Genomic DNA, 15,204 nt, shown 5'->3' on the forward strand with positions numbered 1-15,204 from the left:
ACACAATTTCCAGTATCAAAGGCAACCATTAAAAACATTGTAAATGGGAAAAGCAGAAAAGACTGTTACTATTCATTTATGGACTACATGGAACGTGAACCGAAGAAAGTATTGGCTTTGTTCCCTGAACTTATCTGATGTAAGTATAGATAGAAACACATATGTAATAACTCTCAAGAGTTCATGCAATAATCATAAAAAACAAAGTCGAGTTCCAGTATGTTAAGGAATCGACTTTTCTTATTGAATCTTATTGAATTAAAGCACTTGTTAGTTGAATAATAAATGAATCTTAAATTGCTTTAATAATCTCTACTCTATTTCCAAAAGGGTCTCTAAACTCAAAACGTTCAAAATTTGGAATTGGTACTGAATCCAATATTTTTATATCATTTTCCACCAATACTCTCCTCCAATATGATACATCTTCTACTTGGTATGCTAAGTGGGCTTTCGTTGTTAATCTATCAAAGCCATCTTCTGTTCCTACATGTATCTCTTTATCACCAACTTGTAACCAAAAGCCCCCTCTCCCTTGAAGTGAAACGGGCTTTTCAATTTCTTCTAATCCTAACACATTACAATAAAATTTCTTACCTTCTTCTTCAGCACCTTTCGGAATAGTTATCTGTGCATGATGTAATCCAAGAATCATATAGATACCCCCTAAGTATTAAAACTATTTCTTTTCATTATTATAGTACTAAACGATATATATAAGTAAACAATGGAATATTTATGTAAATTTATAATTATTTCTTATTAAAATAACTGGGCAGTTTAGTTTAATAGTAACAACAGCCATAAAGAAAGAATCATAAGGAACTTAAAACCCCTTGTGATTTCCTTTAACAAACTCGGTTGTTGCAAATATCCTATCTATAGGTCCATTTTCATTTCTTATAAACAGACTATCTAAATGTCCCTTAACCTTTGAATACTCCTTTATCAGTGCTATTCCCATATAAGTTTTAATAAATTGATTCACTAACTGATGTTTGTTATAGCTATTTTTATTTTTTTCGTAGAAATCAAGTATCTTACTTCCTAATTCCATTGGGTATAACTGCATAGAATTTTTTTCACCATCCACTAAAGTAACACAAAACATAAAAAATTTTGTAACTTCACAAGTTAAATACTCCAGCTTTTCATCTATAACTTTATCCAACATTTCCACTCCCACTCACCCATAATAGATTCCCTAAAGATATATCCTTACAGGTAGATACTTCTCTTTTAATCTGTCACTTGTACTAATTTATCATCAACTACTTTCAATACAGGACTTTCAAATGCTTTACGTATATACTCGTAATCTTCTTTTAATTCATCAAATGATTCAGCAGGCATTATTTCACCCCACGCATAAGGCTTATCGTTTTCATCATAATGAACTTCACATATCTCAAAGTATGGTTTGTTCTGTTTATTAGTAAATTCAACAACTCTATAATTCCAGTACATAAATGCCCTCTCCTTCATAAATAAAAACATATACACCTATATCTTAATTTGAATCCTTAATGAAAGTACAATCTTATTTTTCTAGCAATACGATATAACGTATAACGATAGTACATGAGACAAATCGACTGCACAACCTTGTCACAATTATAAATCCACTTCATTAAATCTCAGTAATATAGTTCTTTACAGTTTTAACAGTTCCCTTCACCATGAAGCCAGAATTGAGGAAAACGGCTTGGTGCAAAAATGACTGCCTACATTTCAGAAACTAAATTAATAGAATCTGAAATATAGACAGCCATTGCATTATGTATGTACATGAATCCGTCATTTGAGGTATTCCGTGTATGTATGCCCTTGTTAAATGCGTTCTCTCGAACAACACACCTACTACCTACTTCTGCCCCGATAGTTCTTATAATCCGTTTTACTCGCCTTCTGCTTGTATCGTAAATGCTTATCCTACTGTTATGGGGAATTCAGCAATAATTACAATGTATGGTGTGTTCTGCAAGCCCTTAAGCCTTCAGACCTTCCACTCCTGACCGATTTTGTGCGTCAACCACATTCAGATACCCAAGCCAACAAGGAAGCTTGTAGTGGTATCCTAGACCTATTTAATGCGTCGGCTAAGTCATAACCTTTCCAGTTTTGTTTTGATTCGAGTTAGTGGGCAACCTCGAAAGAGTTTATCCTAAAAAAGACAATAGGAAACTAGACCTTTGCATTTTAACTTTTTTTGCAGTAAAATGAAGGCAATAAAACTCATATTCAGTTATCGATTGTTGGTCGATTTGTTAATGGGTTCGCACTACTATGTCGCAAAACATATAGTGCACTTCTTCAAGAGGGTGTTCCTAGCACTCTCTTTTTTCTTTTTATAGTCGTACTTTGTTTAAAGGTGACTTTATCCTCCCTATTTGTAGTATGGTTTCTTCTTCTAATCCTCGTAAATAGTTAGACGTAATTTGGGTATCATAATGCCCCATTAGACGGCTAAGGCTATAGATGTCTGTACCATTCCTTAATTGCTTATGTGCGAAATAATGGCGACAATCGTGTGGTGAACACCTTACTTCTTTCCTAACACCAGCATTTTTACAATGTTCTTTCAGAATTTTATTTATCCTTGACCTAGATAACCTTTCAGCTGATTGGTCTAAGAAGTAATAGTCTGCTATCTCTTCAGGATGCTTATTTTTGAATCGTAACTTTTTTAACGCTTCGTACTTCCGCATATATCTTCTCATAATACGTGATACATAAATTAACCGTTGTTTCGAACCTTTACCGTGAATGACGATGTGCTTACTAGTAATGTCTTGTACTTTAATGTCGCACAGTTCGCTAACACGGATGCCTGTATCGAATAAAATGATAAGAATTAACTTGTCACGTACATTTGAATACGTATACTCCTTTACATCACGTAAAATCCGTTTCACTTCTTCGTCATTAAAAGTATGAATGACTTTACGTTCCTCTTTTAAGTTCTTAATCCTTCTCATTGGATTATCCATTTCATCAAGAAACTCTTCTGCTACTAGGTCATTAAAAAACACCCTTAGCGTGGCTATACTACCGTTGATTGTAATTGCCTTCTCTTTACCTAACTCCTGACAAAAACGAATGTATCGCTTAATATGAATGGTTTTAACGCCTTCAATTTCAGTGATGTTAAACTGTTCTTCCATGTAGTCTTTCCAGCGGTTTAAACGATACCTACAAAGTGCAATATATTCCTTCTTCCGTTCCTGAACCTGTTGATTCAATTCAAAATCATCTATCAGTTCCATAATTTTAACCAATAAAAAAAACTCCCCCTATTTTAGTCGCTGAAACTAAATAGAAGAGAGTTTAAATTTACATATAAATAGTTGCACGTTAGAAGTGATTTCACTAACTAAGAACACAAGATAAACGTTGATACATCAACATTTACAGCGTATAAACAACCTTATAATTCACAAGGTCATTCCCACTCAATAGTTGCAGGTGGCTTAGATGTAATATCGTACAGTACGCGGTTAACATGTTTTACTTCGTTTACTAGGCGGACAGAGATTTTCTCTAATACATCCCAAGGAATACGTGCCCAGTCAGAAGTCATACCGTCGATAGATGTTACCGCACGGATACCGATTGCATAGTCATACGTACGTGCATCGCCCATTACACCAACTGAACGGATATCAGGTAATACCGTGAAGTATTGCCAAATGTCACGATCAAGGCCAGCTTTTGCGATTTCTTCACGTAGAATGAAATCCGATTCGCGAACGATTTCTAATTTTTCTTCTGTTACTTCACCAAGCACACGGATACCTAATCCAGGACCTGGGAATGGTTGACGCCAAACGATTTTTTCGTCAAGTCCAAGCTCTAAGCCTAGTGCACGTACTTCATCTTTAAATAAAGTTTTCAGTGGCTCGATTAGTTGGAATTGCATATCTTCTGGAAGACCACCAACGTTATGGTGTGATTTGATTGTTTGTGCAGTTGAAGTACCAGATTCAATAATATCTGTGTAAAGAGTTCCTTGTGCTAAGAAATCCATACCTTCAAGCTTAGATGCTTCTTCATCAAATACATAAATGAATTCATTACCGATAATTTTACGTTTTTTCTCTGGATCAGAAACGCCAGCAAGTTTGTCCATGAAGCGTTTACGTGCATCGATTTTAATAAGATTCATGTCAAAGTCTTCTGTGAATGTTTTCATTACTTGTTCAACTTCACCTTTACGGTTTAAGTTGTGGTCTACGAACATACAAGTTAATTGATCGCCGATTGCTTTATGGATTAACACTGCTACAACCGATGAGTCTACACCACCAGAAAGAGCACATAATACTTTTTTATCGCCAACCATTTCACGAATTTTTGCAATTTCAAGCTCAATGAAGTTTGCCATTGACCAATCGCCTTTCGCTCCACAGATGTCGAATACGAATTGACGTAATAGATCATTACCATATACAGAGTGACGTACTTCTGGATGGAATTGTACGGCATATAGCTTACGTTCAACGTTTGCCATTGCAGCAATCGGACAAGATGCGCTAGTTGCGATGACTTCAAATCCAGCTGGAACTTCTGTTACATGGTCACCATGACTCATCCAAACGATTTGTTCTGTAGGTAACTCACCAAATAATTTGTTTGGCGTTGTTACTTGAACTTCAGCTTTACCATATTCGCGTGTTTCAGCACCTTCAACTTTACCGCCGTTTGTATGTGCCATTAATTGCATACCATAGCAAATACCTAAAATCGGTAAACCTAATTCGAAAATAGCTGGATCCACATGGAAAGCATTTTCGTCATAAACAGAGTTTGGACCACCTGAAAAAATAATACCTGTTGCGTTCATATCTTTAATTTCTTCTGCAGTCACCGTATGTGGATGTAATTCACTGAAAACACCAAATTCACGAATACGACGTGTGATTAATTGGTTAAATTGGCTACCGAAGTCCAGTACAACGATTTTTTCTTGCTCTTTTATTAAAGGGCTAGCTGTCAAAATTTCCACCTCTTCTATTATTTTTAAAGGATATTTTCATTTGTTCAAAGAAAAACGCGAAGAAAGTAAAAAAACCTTCTACGCGTTCATAAGCTCTAGAATATTGATAAAGGCGAATGCGTAGCAAAGTAAAGTGATTTACTATACTTTTCACCTAGCGAAAACATCCGCCTTCATAGAGAAATCATTTGAGGTGATTTCGTAGAAACATCCGAACCCTATTATCGAACTTATATGAAAGCAATCCTTGCATTTAATTTTTTTCATTTTACTCTTTGTCTACGCTAAAATCAACTGATAGTGCGATTGATTAAATATTCCCAACTTTCTTTCAGCTTTACAAAATCAACATCTTCTTTGTCTTTCCCATAAATATGTTGCTCATAGACTACCGTCAACTTCTGCATTTCATCTGTTTCTAATGCTGCATCTACACGCTCTGCGAATGCACTTAGCGTTTCTCCATCTTTTCTGCGCAAACCAATACGAGATAATTGCTTCAGTAAAACAAGGTAAGAAGAATCGAAATTTGACCAATCCGCTACTTTTTTACGGTATGCTCGTACATGCATCTTTGGAATCCATGTTTTACGCTGTAAGAATAAAGAAATACTCGTGATTATTAATACTACAAGAATTATCACCCAAACATAAGTAAACTTTTTCAGCCATATCCACATTGCATCAAAGCTAAAGGCTGATTTCAGCTGTTCCTTCTCAGTTACCTGTTCTTCCGGTTGTGGTTGCTCAGGCTTTTGTTCTGGCTGCAACACTTCTTCCTCATCAGACGTATCTAATGGGATATCATAATCAATGTTCACATTCCCCGAAAAACCGATTGTCGGTTCAAACTCCATCCATCCCGTTCCAGGTATAAATGCTTCTACCCAAGAGTGTGCATTGTCGTTTGTGATGCGATATTCGCGTAATCCATCTGACATTGGCCCTGCAGTTCCAGGTGCAAAACCTTTCACCCACCGTGCTGGAATCCCTACTGAACGTAAGAGTACCACCATTGAAGTGGAGAAATTATCACAATACCCTACTTTTGTATCGAACAAAAATTGATCGACGTAATCTTGATTTTCAGCAGGAATTGCAGCTTCCGTTTTATCGTACTTAAAACCATTTGTTCTAAAATAACTTTCTACAGCCTTAATTTGTTCATAAACCGTATCTTTCTTTTGTGTTATTTCAGAAGCTAAGTCCCTTACACGTTGGGGAAGTTGGTTTGGTAACTGCAAAAATCGATCAAAAGAAGAGTCCATTGTTTCAAGTGTTGCAGGATATGACAATTGGAGTTGCTCCATACTATAAACTGGTTCGCTATATGCCAACGAATAGTTTGATAATGATTTTGATTCCCCTACCTGTTGCTCTATGTTCATTCTTTCAGTTTGCTCGTCTTGAATGAATAGCGTGGAATCTTGAGCAGAAACGGAAATCATACCATATGTTTGAATTAAAAATGGCATTGGAACAGCAATGTCTAATTGAATCTGACGTTCATTTTCGGGTGGTCCTACTTGTAAAGATGTCAGAATCGGTGTGTTTGACTCATAAACGTTTTTCCCAAAGTTCCCCTCTGAAACAATCCAGCCTTTTGATGTATACGTATCTTTTGTTTCAATGCGCCAATAGTGACGATCACGAGAAGAGGCAGTGAAAATTAATGTATTATCTCCTTGGAATGGGCCACCTAGCTGACTATCATCTTGGCTATAACCAACTGATTTTTGACCATTCCCACTTCCATCTTGTCCAGTAACTCCTTGGATAAACGGCACAGGATCAGCCCATGTTGGTCCAGTCTTCGGTAAAAAGAACGCTACAGAACTTACAAGCAATACGGATACAAGCATCGGAATAACAATTTTCCATTTCTCTATTACCGTACTTGTCGTTTCCACTTGAAGCCATAAACGTTTGACAAATAGTACGCCTGTCATGATTAATCCTAGAACAACGACTTTCACAATTGCCGCTTTACCATCATAATCACTAAATGTGTCCAAAGTGGCAATAAAGAAAACGGTCATAGCAAAAAAGTAGAATATATTTTTCCGTACCGAAACCCAATGGTGAATTAAATAAACCAACATCCAAATCAACACAAGAAATAAGACTGTTCTAAAAGAATCTGAAACCTGTCCAAAGTCACCCGTCAAGATAGTCGCCATATTTCCTTTCCATTCAGCCAATAAGAAAGGCAAAGTATCACCAGATAATACAGGACTAGGGCTATAGATAAAAACGATAAACCAGGTAATATAACCAAACTTCACTAATCCCGATAACAAAGGATGTACGCGGAATAAACTTAGCGCAAGAGACATGCCTATAAAGACTAAGAAAAGATGCATCCCACCAGTACTCGTTAATTGCATAATAGGGATAAGCCATTCACGCAAAATAAAAAATACAATAACATAAGCGATGGCTAATTCTAAAAATTCTCCCAATGATTGCTTCACGGTTTCATCACCTCCGTGAATAAATGATAGAAATCTGCTGGATTTACATAGATAACTTGAATATGTTTATACCGCATCGTATGTTCAGATTGCTCAGGTGGCTGCTTTGCCACTACAAAACAAATACAGCTTTTTACTATATTTGCAAGCATATGTAGTAATTCATCCGAAACATTACTTGTCACATAAAGTAGTGTGGCAACTTGCTTAAAGGCTTGTTGGTCATGGAATCGAAATTTCACATTTTCTGTAGGTTTTATAGCAGCTAAATGATACATAACCTGATCCAACTGCTTGTTACCCTGTATAACAGGGAATACTTTCGTCATTTCTCCAGCGGAAATAAATGATAAATCTCCACGTTCCTGAACGATCATCTGTAACATTGATGCTGCTAACTCCACTTTTTCTTCAAACATTAAGGAATTTGTAGCGTCCAGTACTAACATTAATTCAGATGATTGTCGATCCTCAAATTCCTTAGACTGTAAGGTTTGTGTTCGTGCAAACGATTTCCAATGAATCCATGAAAAACGATCTCCTGGAACATACTCTCTTAAACCAACAGCCATAGACGTGTCCTTCACAATAGAATAAGGTGACATCATAGGGCCAACATCATATTTTGTTTGAAGCGCAGCGTATTTCATCTCTTGTATTCTTGGATAGACCAAAATAGTTTGTTCCTTTTCTGCTACAACAATCTTTTTTGCCCAGCCAAAGAAATCATAGAAAACAATTGTAACTCCCAGGTAGCGATGTTCTCCACGTGGCATATTCTCTAATTCATAATGCCAGCTAAAGTTTTTTTTAAATCCAACGAACTTAATAGCATTCGCATTTTGTATTTTAGCTTGCACTAATCCTTCACTATCTACAAGTTCCTCCATTATGATATAGGCAAATGGGAAACGTGTTTTTCGTTCTATCGTAATAAACACCTTCGCCGATTGACCCCGTTCTATATGCATCGGGTCAATCTTACGTTCTATTAGTAAAATATCTTCTCTAATGATAAAGAACAGGAATGCGTACACTAAAAATGGACTAACTGTAAAAAATACAAACCAGCTGACAAAACCACCTTGGAACATTGCATAACAAAATGTTACGATCATCAAGAAAGCGATTAATAGGAAATGCTTACTTTTTTCTACAAAAGCTTTCCATCGCCTCATTGTTCTGCAAACCTCTTTGTTGGAACTGGTGTTTTGGCAATGATACGCTGGATAATTTCGTCCGGTGTCACGTTATCATAGCGTGCATCTGGTTTTAAAACTAAGCGATGGCTAAAGACAAATGGCACTAGATATTGAACATCATCAGGTGTTACATAGCTTCGACCTTTCAAAAATGCGTAAGCTTGAGAAGCTTTCATTAGCGCTATTGTTGCTCGCGGACTCACACCTAAATAGACATAATTATTTTCCCTTGTTTGGGCAGCAAGCTCCACCATATAATTTTTAACAGAATCTTCTACATACACACCTTGAACAAGTTCCTGTAATTCAATTAATTGCGCCACAGATAACACTGCTTCGATTTTTTCAATGGCTTTACCATTCTCAGCTCTTCGCAAAATTTCAACTTCCTGCCCCCTAGATGGATAACCCATTTTTATCTTTAAGAGAAATCGATCTAGCTGTGCTTCAGGTAAAGGATAGGTACCTTCATGTTCAATCGGATTTTGTGTGGCCATAACAAAAAATGGCTGATTAATTATCAGCGTTTTTCCATCAATTGTAACAGAGGCCTCCTCCATTCCCTCTAACAGGGCTGATTGAGTTTTTGGCGACGTTCGGTTTATTTCATCGGCTAATACAACATCCCCCATGATTGGCCCAGGACGAAATTCAAACTCCATAGTCTTTGGATTATAAATTGAAATACCAACTACATCTGAAGGCAATAAATCCGGTGTAAATTGAATACGCTTAAATTGTGCATCAAAAGATTTTGCAAGTGCTCGCACCATCATTGTCTTTCCTACTCCAGGTACATCCTCTAACAATACATGTCCCCTTGCTAATAATGCGACAATACTGAGCTCAGCAACTTCTCTTTTACCAATCATTACTTTTTCTATATTTTCTAAAACGTTCTGTATTTGAGCATTCATTTATCGAAAAGCCTCCCATTCCATCCAGCAATTGCGTGAATTGCAAGCAAACTTATTCTAAGCATAGCGAAATCTGTCTTGTAAAACAATTATCTGAAACTTCTACTTCCTACTAGCACTCATAAAAAAGGCTTGTTTGACAACATCCAAACAAGCCCAATCCTTATTATATAACGTCATTATCCATTAGAATGTTACAATTTCAATCTTTTTAACCATATTTCTTCTAAAGATGTAGAATTTTCTTGTGAAAAAATTTCAGTTATCGCCCCAGAAATAATAATTTTTCCTTCATGTAAAACTAACACATCATCCGCTATTTCTTCAGCAAAAGACAGCAAATGAGTAGAGAATATAATCGTATTCCCTTTTTCCTTTTCCTCCAACATCATATTTTTCAACTGTGCTATCCAAAATGGATCTAGGCCATTGGTTGGCTCATCTAATATTAGTAAAGAACCGCTACCAAGTAGGCTTTGAGCTAGGTTTAGTCGCTGTAGCATCCCTTTGGAAAAGTGTTTCGCTCTTTGCTTCCGAACATCCCACAAGGAAACACGCTTCAACACACTCTCTTGTTGATATTTATCTACTTGTTTTAAAGATGCCAACAGCTCTAATATTTCAGCGGCAGTTAGCATAGTTGGAAAATTTATATCATCAGGCATGTAACGGATTATTTGTGGTATATGCCATATCATTTCACCGGACTGCGGCTGCTCTTGACCAGTTAATAAACGAATCAAGGTACTCTTTCCAGCCCCGTTTCCTCCAACCAATGCGAGAATTCGACCAGCATGCAGCGCAAAGGAGGCATCTTTTAATCCTCTATCATTTTCATAAACATTGGCTACATTTTTTCCTTCTAACAGAATCATCGCTGATGATCCTCCTTTAATAACTTCGAAGCAAGTATTAGCGGTAGTGCAATCCAAAGTATCGTGACGATTCCATACACTGCATGACCATAAGGTGATAAGTAGAACTTCGTTACACCATAAAAGGCAGGACCAAGCACACTAGCTTGATTGCTGAATATAAAATAACCAAAGCGCAGCCATTCTACTGGATTTATATGTATCGTTATGATGGTAAGCTTTTGCAAAATATGACCGGGAACCACTGCACCTAGAGCCATTAAGGCATAAGAAATGAGCAATAAAAGAAAGGACCATACAACAAGGGATAATGCAAGCGCAAATAATCTTGTTTTGGCAAATGCCCCTAGCACGATTCCTAAAGACACAAAGATAAAGATACATAATAGCGTAAGGATAACTAAAACAATCGGTAACCGTACGCCAACTAGTAAACTACCTACTGTTAACACAACACCCAATGCCACTAGTACCACTAATAAAAACGCAAGTACTGTAGCCACATATTTGCCTATAATAAATTGCATACTTCTCATTGGATATGTTTTTAATAATGAAAACCAACCAGATTCTATATCACCAGCTATACTCATACTGCCAATGGTTAAGATAAATAATGGCAACAGAAACAATAACACATTTAAAAACGATGCTGTTTGACGCGTAAAGCCCTCCATATCTGGTAAAGCCATTTGTTGAATGACGATAATGGCAACGAAAACAAACGTAAAAAGAAAAGCTACTAGCTGCATCCATCTACTTCTTAAAATTTGCTTCAGCTCTATTTTTACAAACATCACTCATGAATCCCCCAATTTAATGTCAGCAAATCATGATAGGCTAATAGTTGACCCTCTCCTTCATCATTCATCCATACCTGCGCTTCATCTTTTGTAGCAAATGCAATAACGCCATAGTTCATTGGCGTCCAATAATTTTTGTTGTACACATAAATCGCTTTATAAACGTCAATCCATTCATTATTTGCTTTATTTTTAATATAGGCTGCGCCAACTTCATTCTCGCCATTTAGCTCAAGGTAGTCTAGCAGACATCCAATATCATCAAAAATCTCATAGTCTCCATTTTTCAATACAATTTGTCCAGCATATTCATTATGAACAATGCTCATATTACAAACTTTACAAACATCTGTTTCACTAATAATTTCCCGTGGAGGATATGTTTTTTCACCACAACCTACTAAAATAACTCCACATAAAATTAGCATCGTTATCCATCTAGTCATACTCGTATCCCTCTTTTCCAAAGCCATAAACTACACATAGATACTACTAAACCGATAAGCAATTGTACGCTATTTAACGAAAGTTCTGTCTCTTTCATATTACTCATTAATTTCGGTTCATTATCTACCAGTAGGTTTCGTTCTGTTTTATTAATCTGTTGATCTAGTGACGTCAGGATAACAACACTTGGTGATGCCACAAAAAATTGATAAACTGGCTGTCTCACCATCCATTGTCCAAAACTTGATACAGCCACGTAGGGAACATCTCCAAAACCATCACCTGCAACATCTAGCCCTGTATAATCATCATAAAAATTATGCTTTAGACGTAAACCTTGACTGTCTGACCTTGCCGTTAATATATTTCCTGTAAACTGATTATCCATAATGGTTGAACGCTCATCGACTTTTGTACCTTCTAATGCCGTTTGATTCATTTGAAAGCGATTTTCTTGTATTTGAATGATGGAACTTTTCTGCAAAGCTACTCCCACACGATTATGTTGAAAGCTGTTTTTTCTTATCATCGCCTCCTGTGTGTCATACATCAAAACTCCATAACTATTGAAACCATTATGAGTACTCACTGTATTACTACTTATTTCTAAATCAGTAGTCATCATGACCATAAGACCTGTGACATTATGTAAATATGTATTGAACAGCACCTTCACACCACTTGAATACATAAAATGTGTTCCATAACGACTTTTTGTTACTTTGTTTCGTTGTACATCAATTCGCTTCACTTCTTCAACGTATATACCATCCTGCACTTGTTCAATCGTATTTTGTTCGATCGCGACATCCTCACTTTTAAAAACCGCAATTCCATTTCCTTTTTCAGCAAAGTGTGACTCATTACCAATGATCCTATTTTCTAAAATTCGAATATGCCTTGACCGTTGAATATGTATACCAGCTTGGACATCTTTTAGTTCGATCGCTCTCAGCTCTAAATTCTCCGTCTCATTTGCAACAATTCCTTTATTTTTTGCTATTATCCTTATATTTTCTATCGAAACATTTGTTGCATGGTCAATTTTCAATGCAGGTTCATCATTTTGAGAATAAAGCTCAGTCCCTTTATGTCCGTACAGTTTGATCGGTTTCCTCACGATAAAATTCCCTTGGTAACGACCAGCAGGAATATGAATACTATCTCCAGCTTTTGCTTGATCAATAGCAAATTGAATATCAAATTCCGCATATGCCGTTTGACTTGTAAATAGAAAAAACAAAAAGAGTAAGCCTATTTGTTTCATCACTCTTTACCTCCTCATTCAGCATGAAAAGACTAGAGGAATTTCTCTAGTCTATGATTTAATGACTGTGTCCTTCTTGATTCATCTCATTCGAATGCATGGATCCAGATGCATCGTTTTCTTCCTCAGCCTTTTTTTGCATCATTTTCTTCCGTCTCTCCAATGCGTCATCTTTAATTTTTTGTAGTTCCTCCACATAAGCTTTCGGATTTTCTTGCATATATTTATCTGCTTCAGCCTTGTCCACGAAATAAATATAGCCCCAATTCATCGGAGATTTCAGCTCTGTTTTTACAATGGTTGCATCTTCAATCTTTGCCCAATCTTTCGTCACAAAATCACGCACAAATTTTTCGTTTTTTTCTTCATTTGCAACCTCTGCATTTAATAAACAGCCAATATCATCATAAAAAGCGATGGTTCCATCTTCTTTTATTGCTTGTGCTGAAAATACGCCCATCTCATGATCTTTCATATAAACCTTCATGTTACACATTTCACAAATTGTATCTTCCTTCGGCTCTTGTAATCGTGTATCTACTAGCGAAGCAACTTGTACAGAATTTTTCACAGTTTCTGATTCATTTTGCGTCGCTTCTTGCCCAACTTCATTTTCTTCTACCTGGGCTTTTTCGCTGCCACATGCTGCAAGTACAAATAATAATATTAGTGCAGGTAACCATAATTTTTTCACAACGTTTTCCTCCAAATTTCATTTTTCTGTTGCCATATCCTACATTACAGATTAGTTGTGAAATTAGTTAAAAATCGCAGTGAAATATTGGAAAAATTTTCTTGAACATTAAATGAACATCTTCACTTCAAATATTTTGAATTTAGTGCTTTCATTTACTTCCTCCTCAAAAATAAAAACTCCCCACACGGATGTGGAGAGTTTGGCTTATATGGAAGAACGGTAACTATTGAGTCGCTTCTTTTGTTTGTTTAAACGACTTAGCTTTAATGCCGTTTCATTTAATTCACGACGAATTTGCAAATCACTAGCACTATCTACATGGCTAGGTGCGATCTGTTGATGTGGTTGTGAATTTGCTGAAGCAATCGTTGAACTATGCGTCTTCTCTTTATTTTTTTGTAATCTATTTTTAAATTGCTTTTGTGGATTTTGACTAAAATTATGGCTGAGATCACCCGCATGTAAATACTGTTGTTCCTGCCGAAAAACACTACTTGTCGTTGCACTCACTCTAGAAGTCCTCATAAAAAGTTACCCTCCCCTACATTTTATTATCCTTATAGGTAATTATATCGACATTATATGCTGACAATTAACAACATAGAACCAAAATGCATAAAAAAAGAGTGAAAAGAGCTATTTTCAAAAGCGGAATCCACTTTCTTTATAACTCTTTTCGCTCATCTTACTTCCAAAAATCATCAAATATTGTAATCGGCATATGCCTTTTATGTTGGGAACGCAAATAATATCCTTCTAATATTTGGCGAGGTTCTTCAGGAATTTCTTTACCCTCTAAATAATCATCAATTTGATCATACGACACACCTAGCGCCACTTCGTCTGGTAATGAGGGACGGTCTTCTTCTAAATCTGCTGTCGGCACCTTTTTATAAAGATGCTCAGGACACTTAAGTTCTGCCAACAATTGTTTTCCTTGTCGTTTATTTAAACGAAAGATTGGCATTAAGTCTGCTCCACCATCTCCAAACTTCGTATAGAAGCCTGTAATAGCTTCCGCAGCATGATCCGTTCCTAACACAACCGCTCCATTCATTGCAGCAATTGAATATTGGACCTTCATACGCTCACGAGCTTTTTCATTCCCTTTCACAAAGTCATTCAGCTCAACACCAGCATTTGTTAGAGCTTTCACACTAGCATCAACAGCATCTTTTATATTTACCGTAAAAACTTTTGTTGGCTTTATATAATCAATGGCATCCTGACAATCTTGTTCATCAGCTTGTACGCCATATGGTAAACGTACAGCGAAAAATGAATACTTCATTTCTTCCTCTTCTGCATTTAATTCATCAATCGCCAACTGCGCTAGTTTTCCTGTCAATGTTGAATCTTGACCACCAGAAATACCAAGAACAAATCCTTTTACAAAGCTATAGCGTTTTGCATATTCCTTTAAAAAATCAATGGATTTACGTATTTCTTCCTGTACATCAATATTAGGTAATACACGTAATTCCTCAATAATTTGTTGTTGTAAAGTCATTGCACCTGTCACTCCT

15 protein-coding genes and 1 riboswitch are annotated in these 15,204 nt (G+C 36.4%); all 15 genes read right to left on the reverse strand.

The window, feature by feature from the left end; all coding sequences use genetic code 11:
• Positions 1-292: 292 nt before the first annotated feature.
• The 15 genes from MHB40_RS22200 to nadE all read right to left on the reverse strand — a co-directional run bounded on the left by MHB40_RS22200 (position 293) and on the right by nadE (position 15,188).
• Positions 293-655: a VOC family protein gene (locus MHB40_RS22200; protein WP_342533478.1), complete on the reverse strand. Its 363-nt coding sequence runs from the start codon at positions 653-655 to the stop codon at positions 293-295.
• A 171-nt stretch (positions 656-826) separates the two neighbouring features.
• A complete protein-coding gene (locus MHB40_RS22205; RefSeq protein WP_342533479.1) occupies positions 827-1,174 on the reverse strand; it encodes a hypothetical protein in 348 nt (115 codons plus the stop codon).
• A 65-nt stretch (positions 1,175-1,239) separates the two neighbouring features.
• Positions 1,240-1,467: a hypothetical protein gene (locus MHB40_RS22210; protein WP_342533480.1), complete on the reverse strand. Its 228-nt coding sequence runs from the start codon at positions 1,465-1,467 to the stop codon at positions 1,240-1,242.
• 881 nt (positions 1,468-2,348) lie between these two features.
• Positions 2,349-3,278 carry a tyrosine-type recombinase/integrase gene (locus MHB40_RS22215; protein WP_333006999.1) on the reverse strand — a complete coding sequence of 310 codons (930 nt, stop codon included), beginning with the start codon at positions 3,276-3,278 and terminating at the stop codon, positions 2,349-2,351.
• A gap of 164 nt (positions 3,279-3,442) precedes the next feature.
• Positions 3,443-4,996 carry a glutamine-hydrolyzing GMP synthase gene (gene guaA / locus MHB40_RS22220; protein WP_205445755.1) on the reverse strand — a complete coding sequence of 518 codons (1,554 nt, stop codon included), beginning with the start codon at positions 4,994-4,996 and terminating at the stop codon, positions 3,443-3,445.
• A 156-nt stretch (positions 4,997-5,152) separates the two neighbouring features.
• Positions 5,153-5,254, reverse strand: a riboswitch (purine riboswitch).
• Positions 5,255-5,286: 32 nt separating this feature from the next.
• Positions 5,287-7,470: a transglutaminase domain-containing protein gene (locus tag MHB40_RS22225; protein ID WP_342441680.1), complete on the reverse strand. Its 2,184-nt coding sequence runs from the start codon at positions 7,468-7,470 to the stop codon at positions 5,287-5,289.
• Complete coding sequence (locus MHB40_RS22230; protein ID WP_342441681.1) at positions 7,467-8,648, reverse strand: DUF58 domain-containing protein; 1,182 nt, start codon at positions 8,646-8,648, stop codon at positions 7,467-7,469. Before MHB40_RS22230 ends, MHB40_RS22225 begins: the two co-directional genes overlap by 4 nt.
• Positions 8,645-9,589 (reverse strand): MoxR family ATPase, encoded by a 945-nt coding sequence (locus tag MHB40_RS22235; protein WP_205445760.1) that lies wholly within the window; start codon positions 9,587-9,589, stop codon positions 8,645-8,647. The genes MHB40_RS22230 and MHB40_RS22235 overlap by 4 nt, the downstream gene beginning before the upstream one ends.
• A gap of 194 nt (positions 9,590-9,783) precedes the next feature.
• A complete protein-coding gene (locus MHB40_RS22240) occupies positions 9,784-10,464 on the reverse strand; it encodes an ABC transporter ATP-binding protein (RefSeq protein WP_205445762.1) in 681 nt (226 codons plus the stop codon).
• Complete coding sequence (locus MHB40_RS22245) at positions 10,461-11,261, reverse strand: ABC transporter permease subunit (protein WP_342534809.1); 801 nt, start codon at positions 11,259-11,261, stop codon at positions 10,461-10,463. Before MHB40_RS22245 ends, MHB40_RS22240 begins: the two co-directional genes overlap by 4 nt.
• Positions 11,261-11,713 carry a nitrous oxide reductase accessory protein NosL gene (locus tag MHB40_RS22250; RefSeq protein WP_342441683.1) on the reverse strand — a complete coding sequence of 151 codons (453 nt, stop codon included), beginning with the start codon at positions 11,711-11,713 and terminating at the stop codon, positions 11,261-11,263. The genes MHB40_RS22245 and MHB40_RS22250 overlap by 1 nt, the downstream gene beginning before the upstream one ends.
• Positions 11,710-12,981: a NosD domain-containing protein gene (locus tag MHB40_RS22255; protein ID WP_342534810.1), complete on the reverse strand. Its 1,272-nt coding sequence runs from the start codon at positions 12,979-12,981 to the stop codon at positions 11,710-11,712. Before MHB40_RS22255 ends, MHB40_RS22250 begins: the two co-directional genes overlap by 4 nt.
• 58 nt (positions 12,982-13,039) lie before the next feature.
• Complete coding sequence (locus tag MHB40_RS22260) at positions 13,040-13,675, reverse strand: hypothetical protein (RefSeq protein ID WP_342533481.1); 636 nt, start codon at positions 13,673-13,675, stop codon at positions 13,040-13,042.
• Between the two features lie 207 nt (positions 13,676-13,882).
• Positions 13,883-14,203: an NAD synthetase gene (locus MHB40_RS22265; protein WP_205445765.1), complete on the reverse strand. Its 321-nt coding sequence runs from the start codon at positions 14,201-14,203 to the stop codon at positions 13,883-13,885.
• Positions 14,204-14,363: 160 nt separating this feature from the next.
• On the reverse strand, positions 14,364-15,188 hold the full coding sequence (gene nadE / locus MHB40_RS22270; protein ID WP_342533482.1) for an ammonia-dependent NAD(+) synthetase: 825 nt from the start codon (positions 15,186-15,188) through the stop codon (positions 14,364-14,366).
• Positions 15,189-15,204: the final 16 nt, after the last annotated feature.

Source organism: Lysinibacillus sp. FSL K6-0057 (genome assembly GCF_038630885.1).
GTDB lineage: Bacteria > Bacillota > Bacilli > Bacillales_A > Planococcaceae > Lysinibacillus > Lysinibacillus fusiformis_F.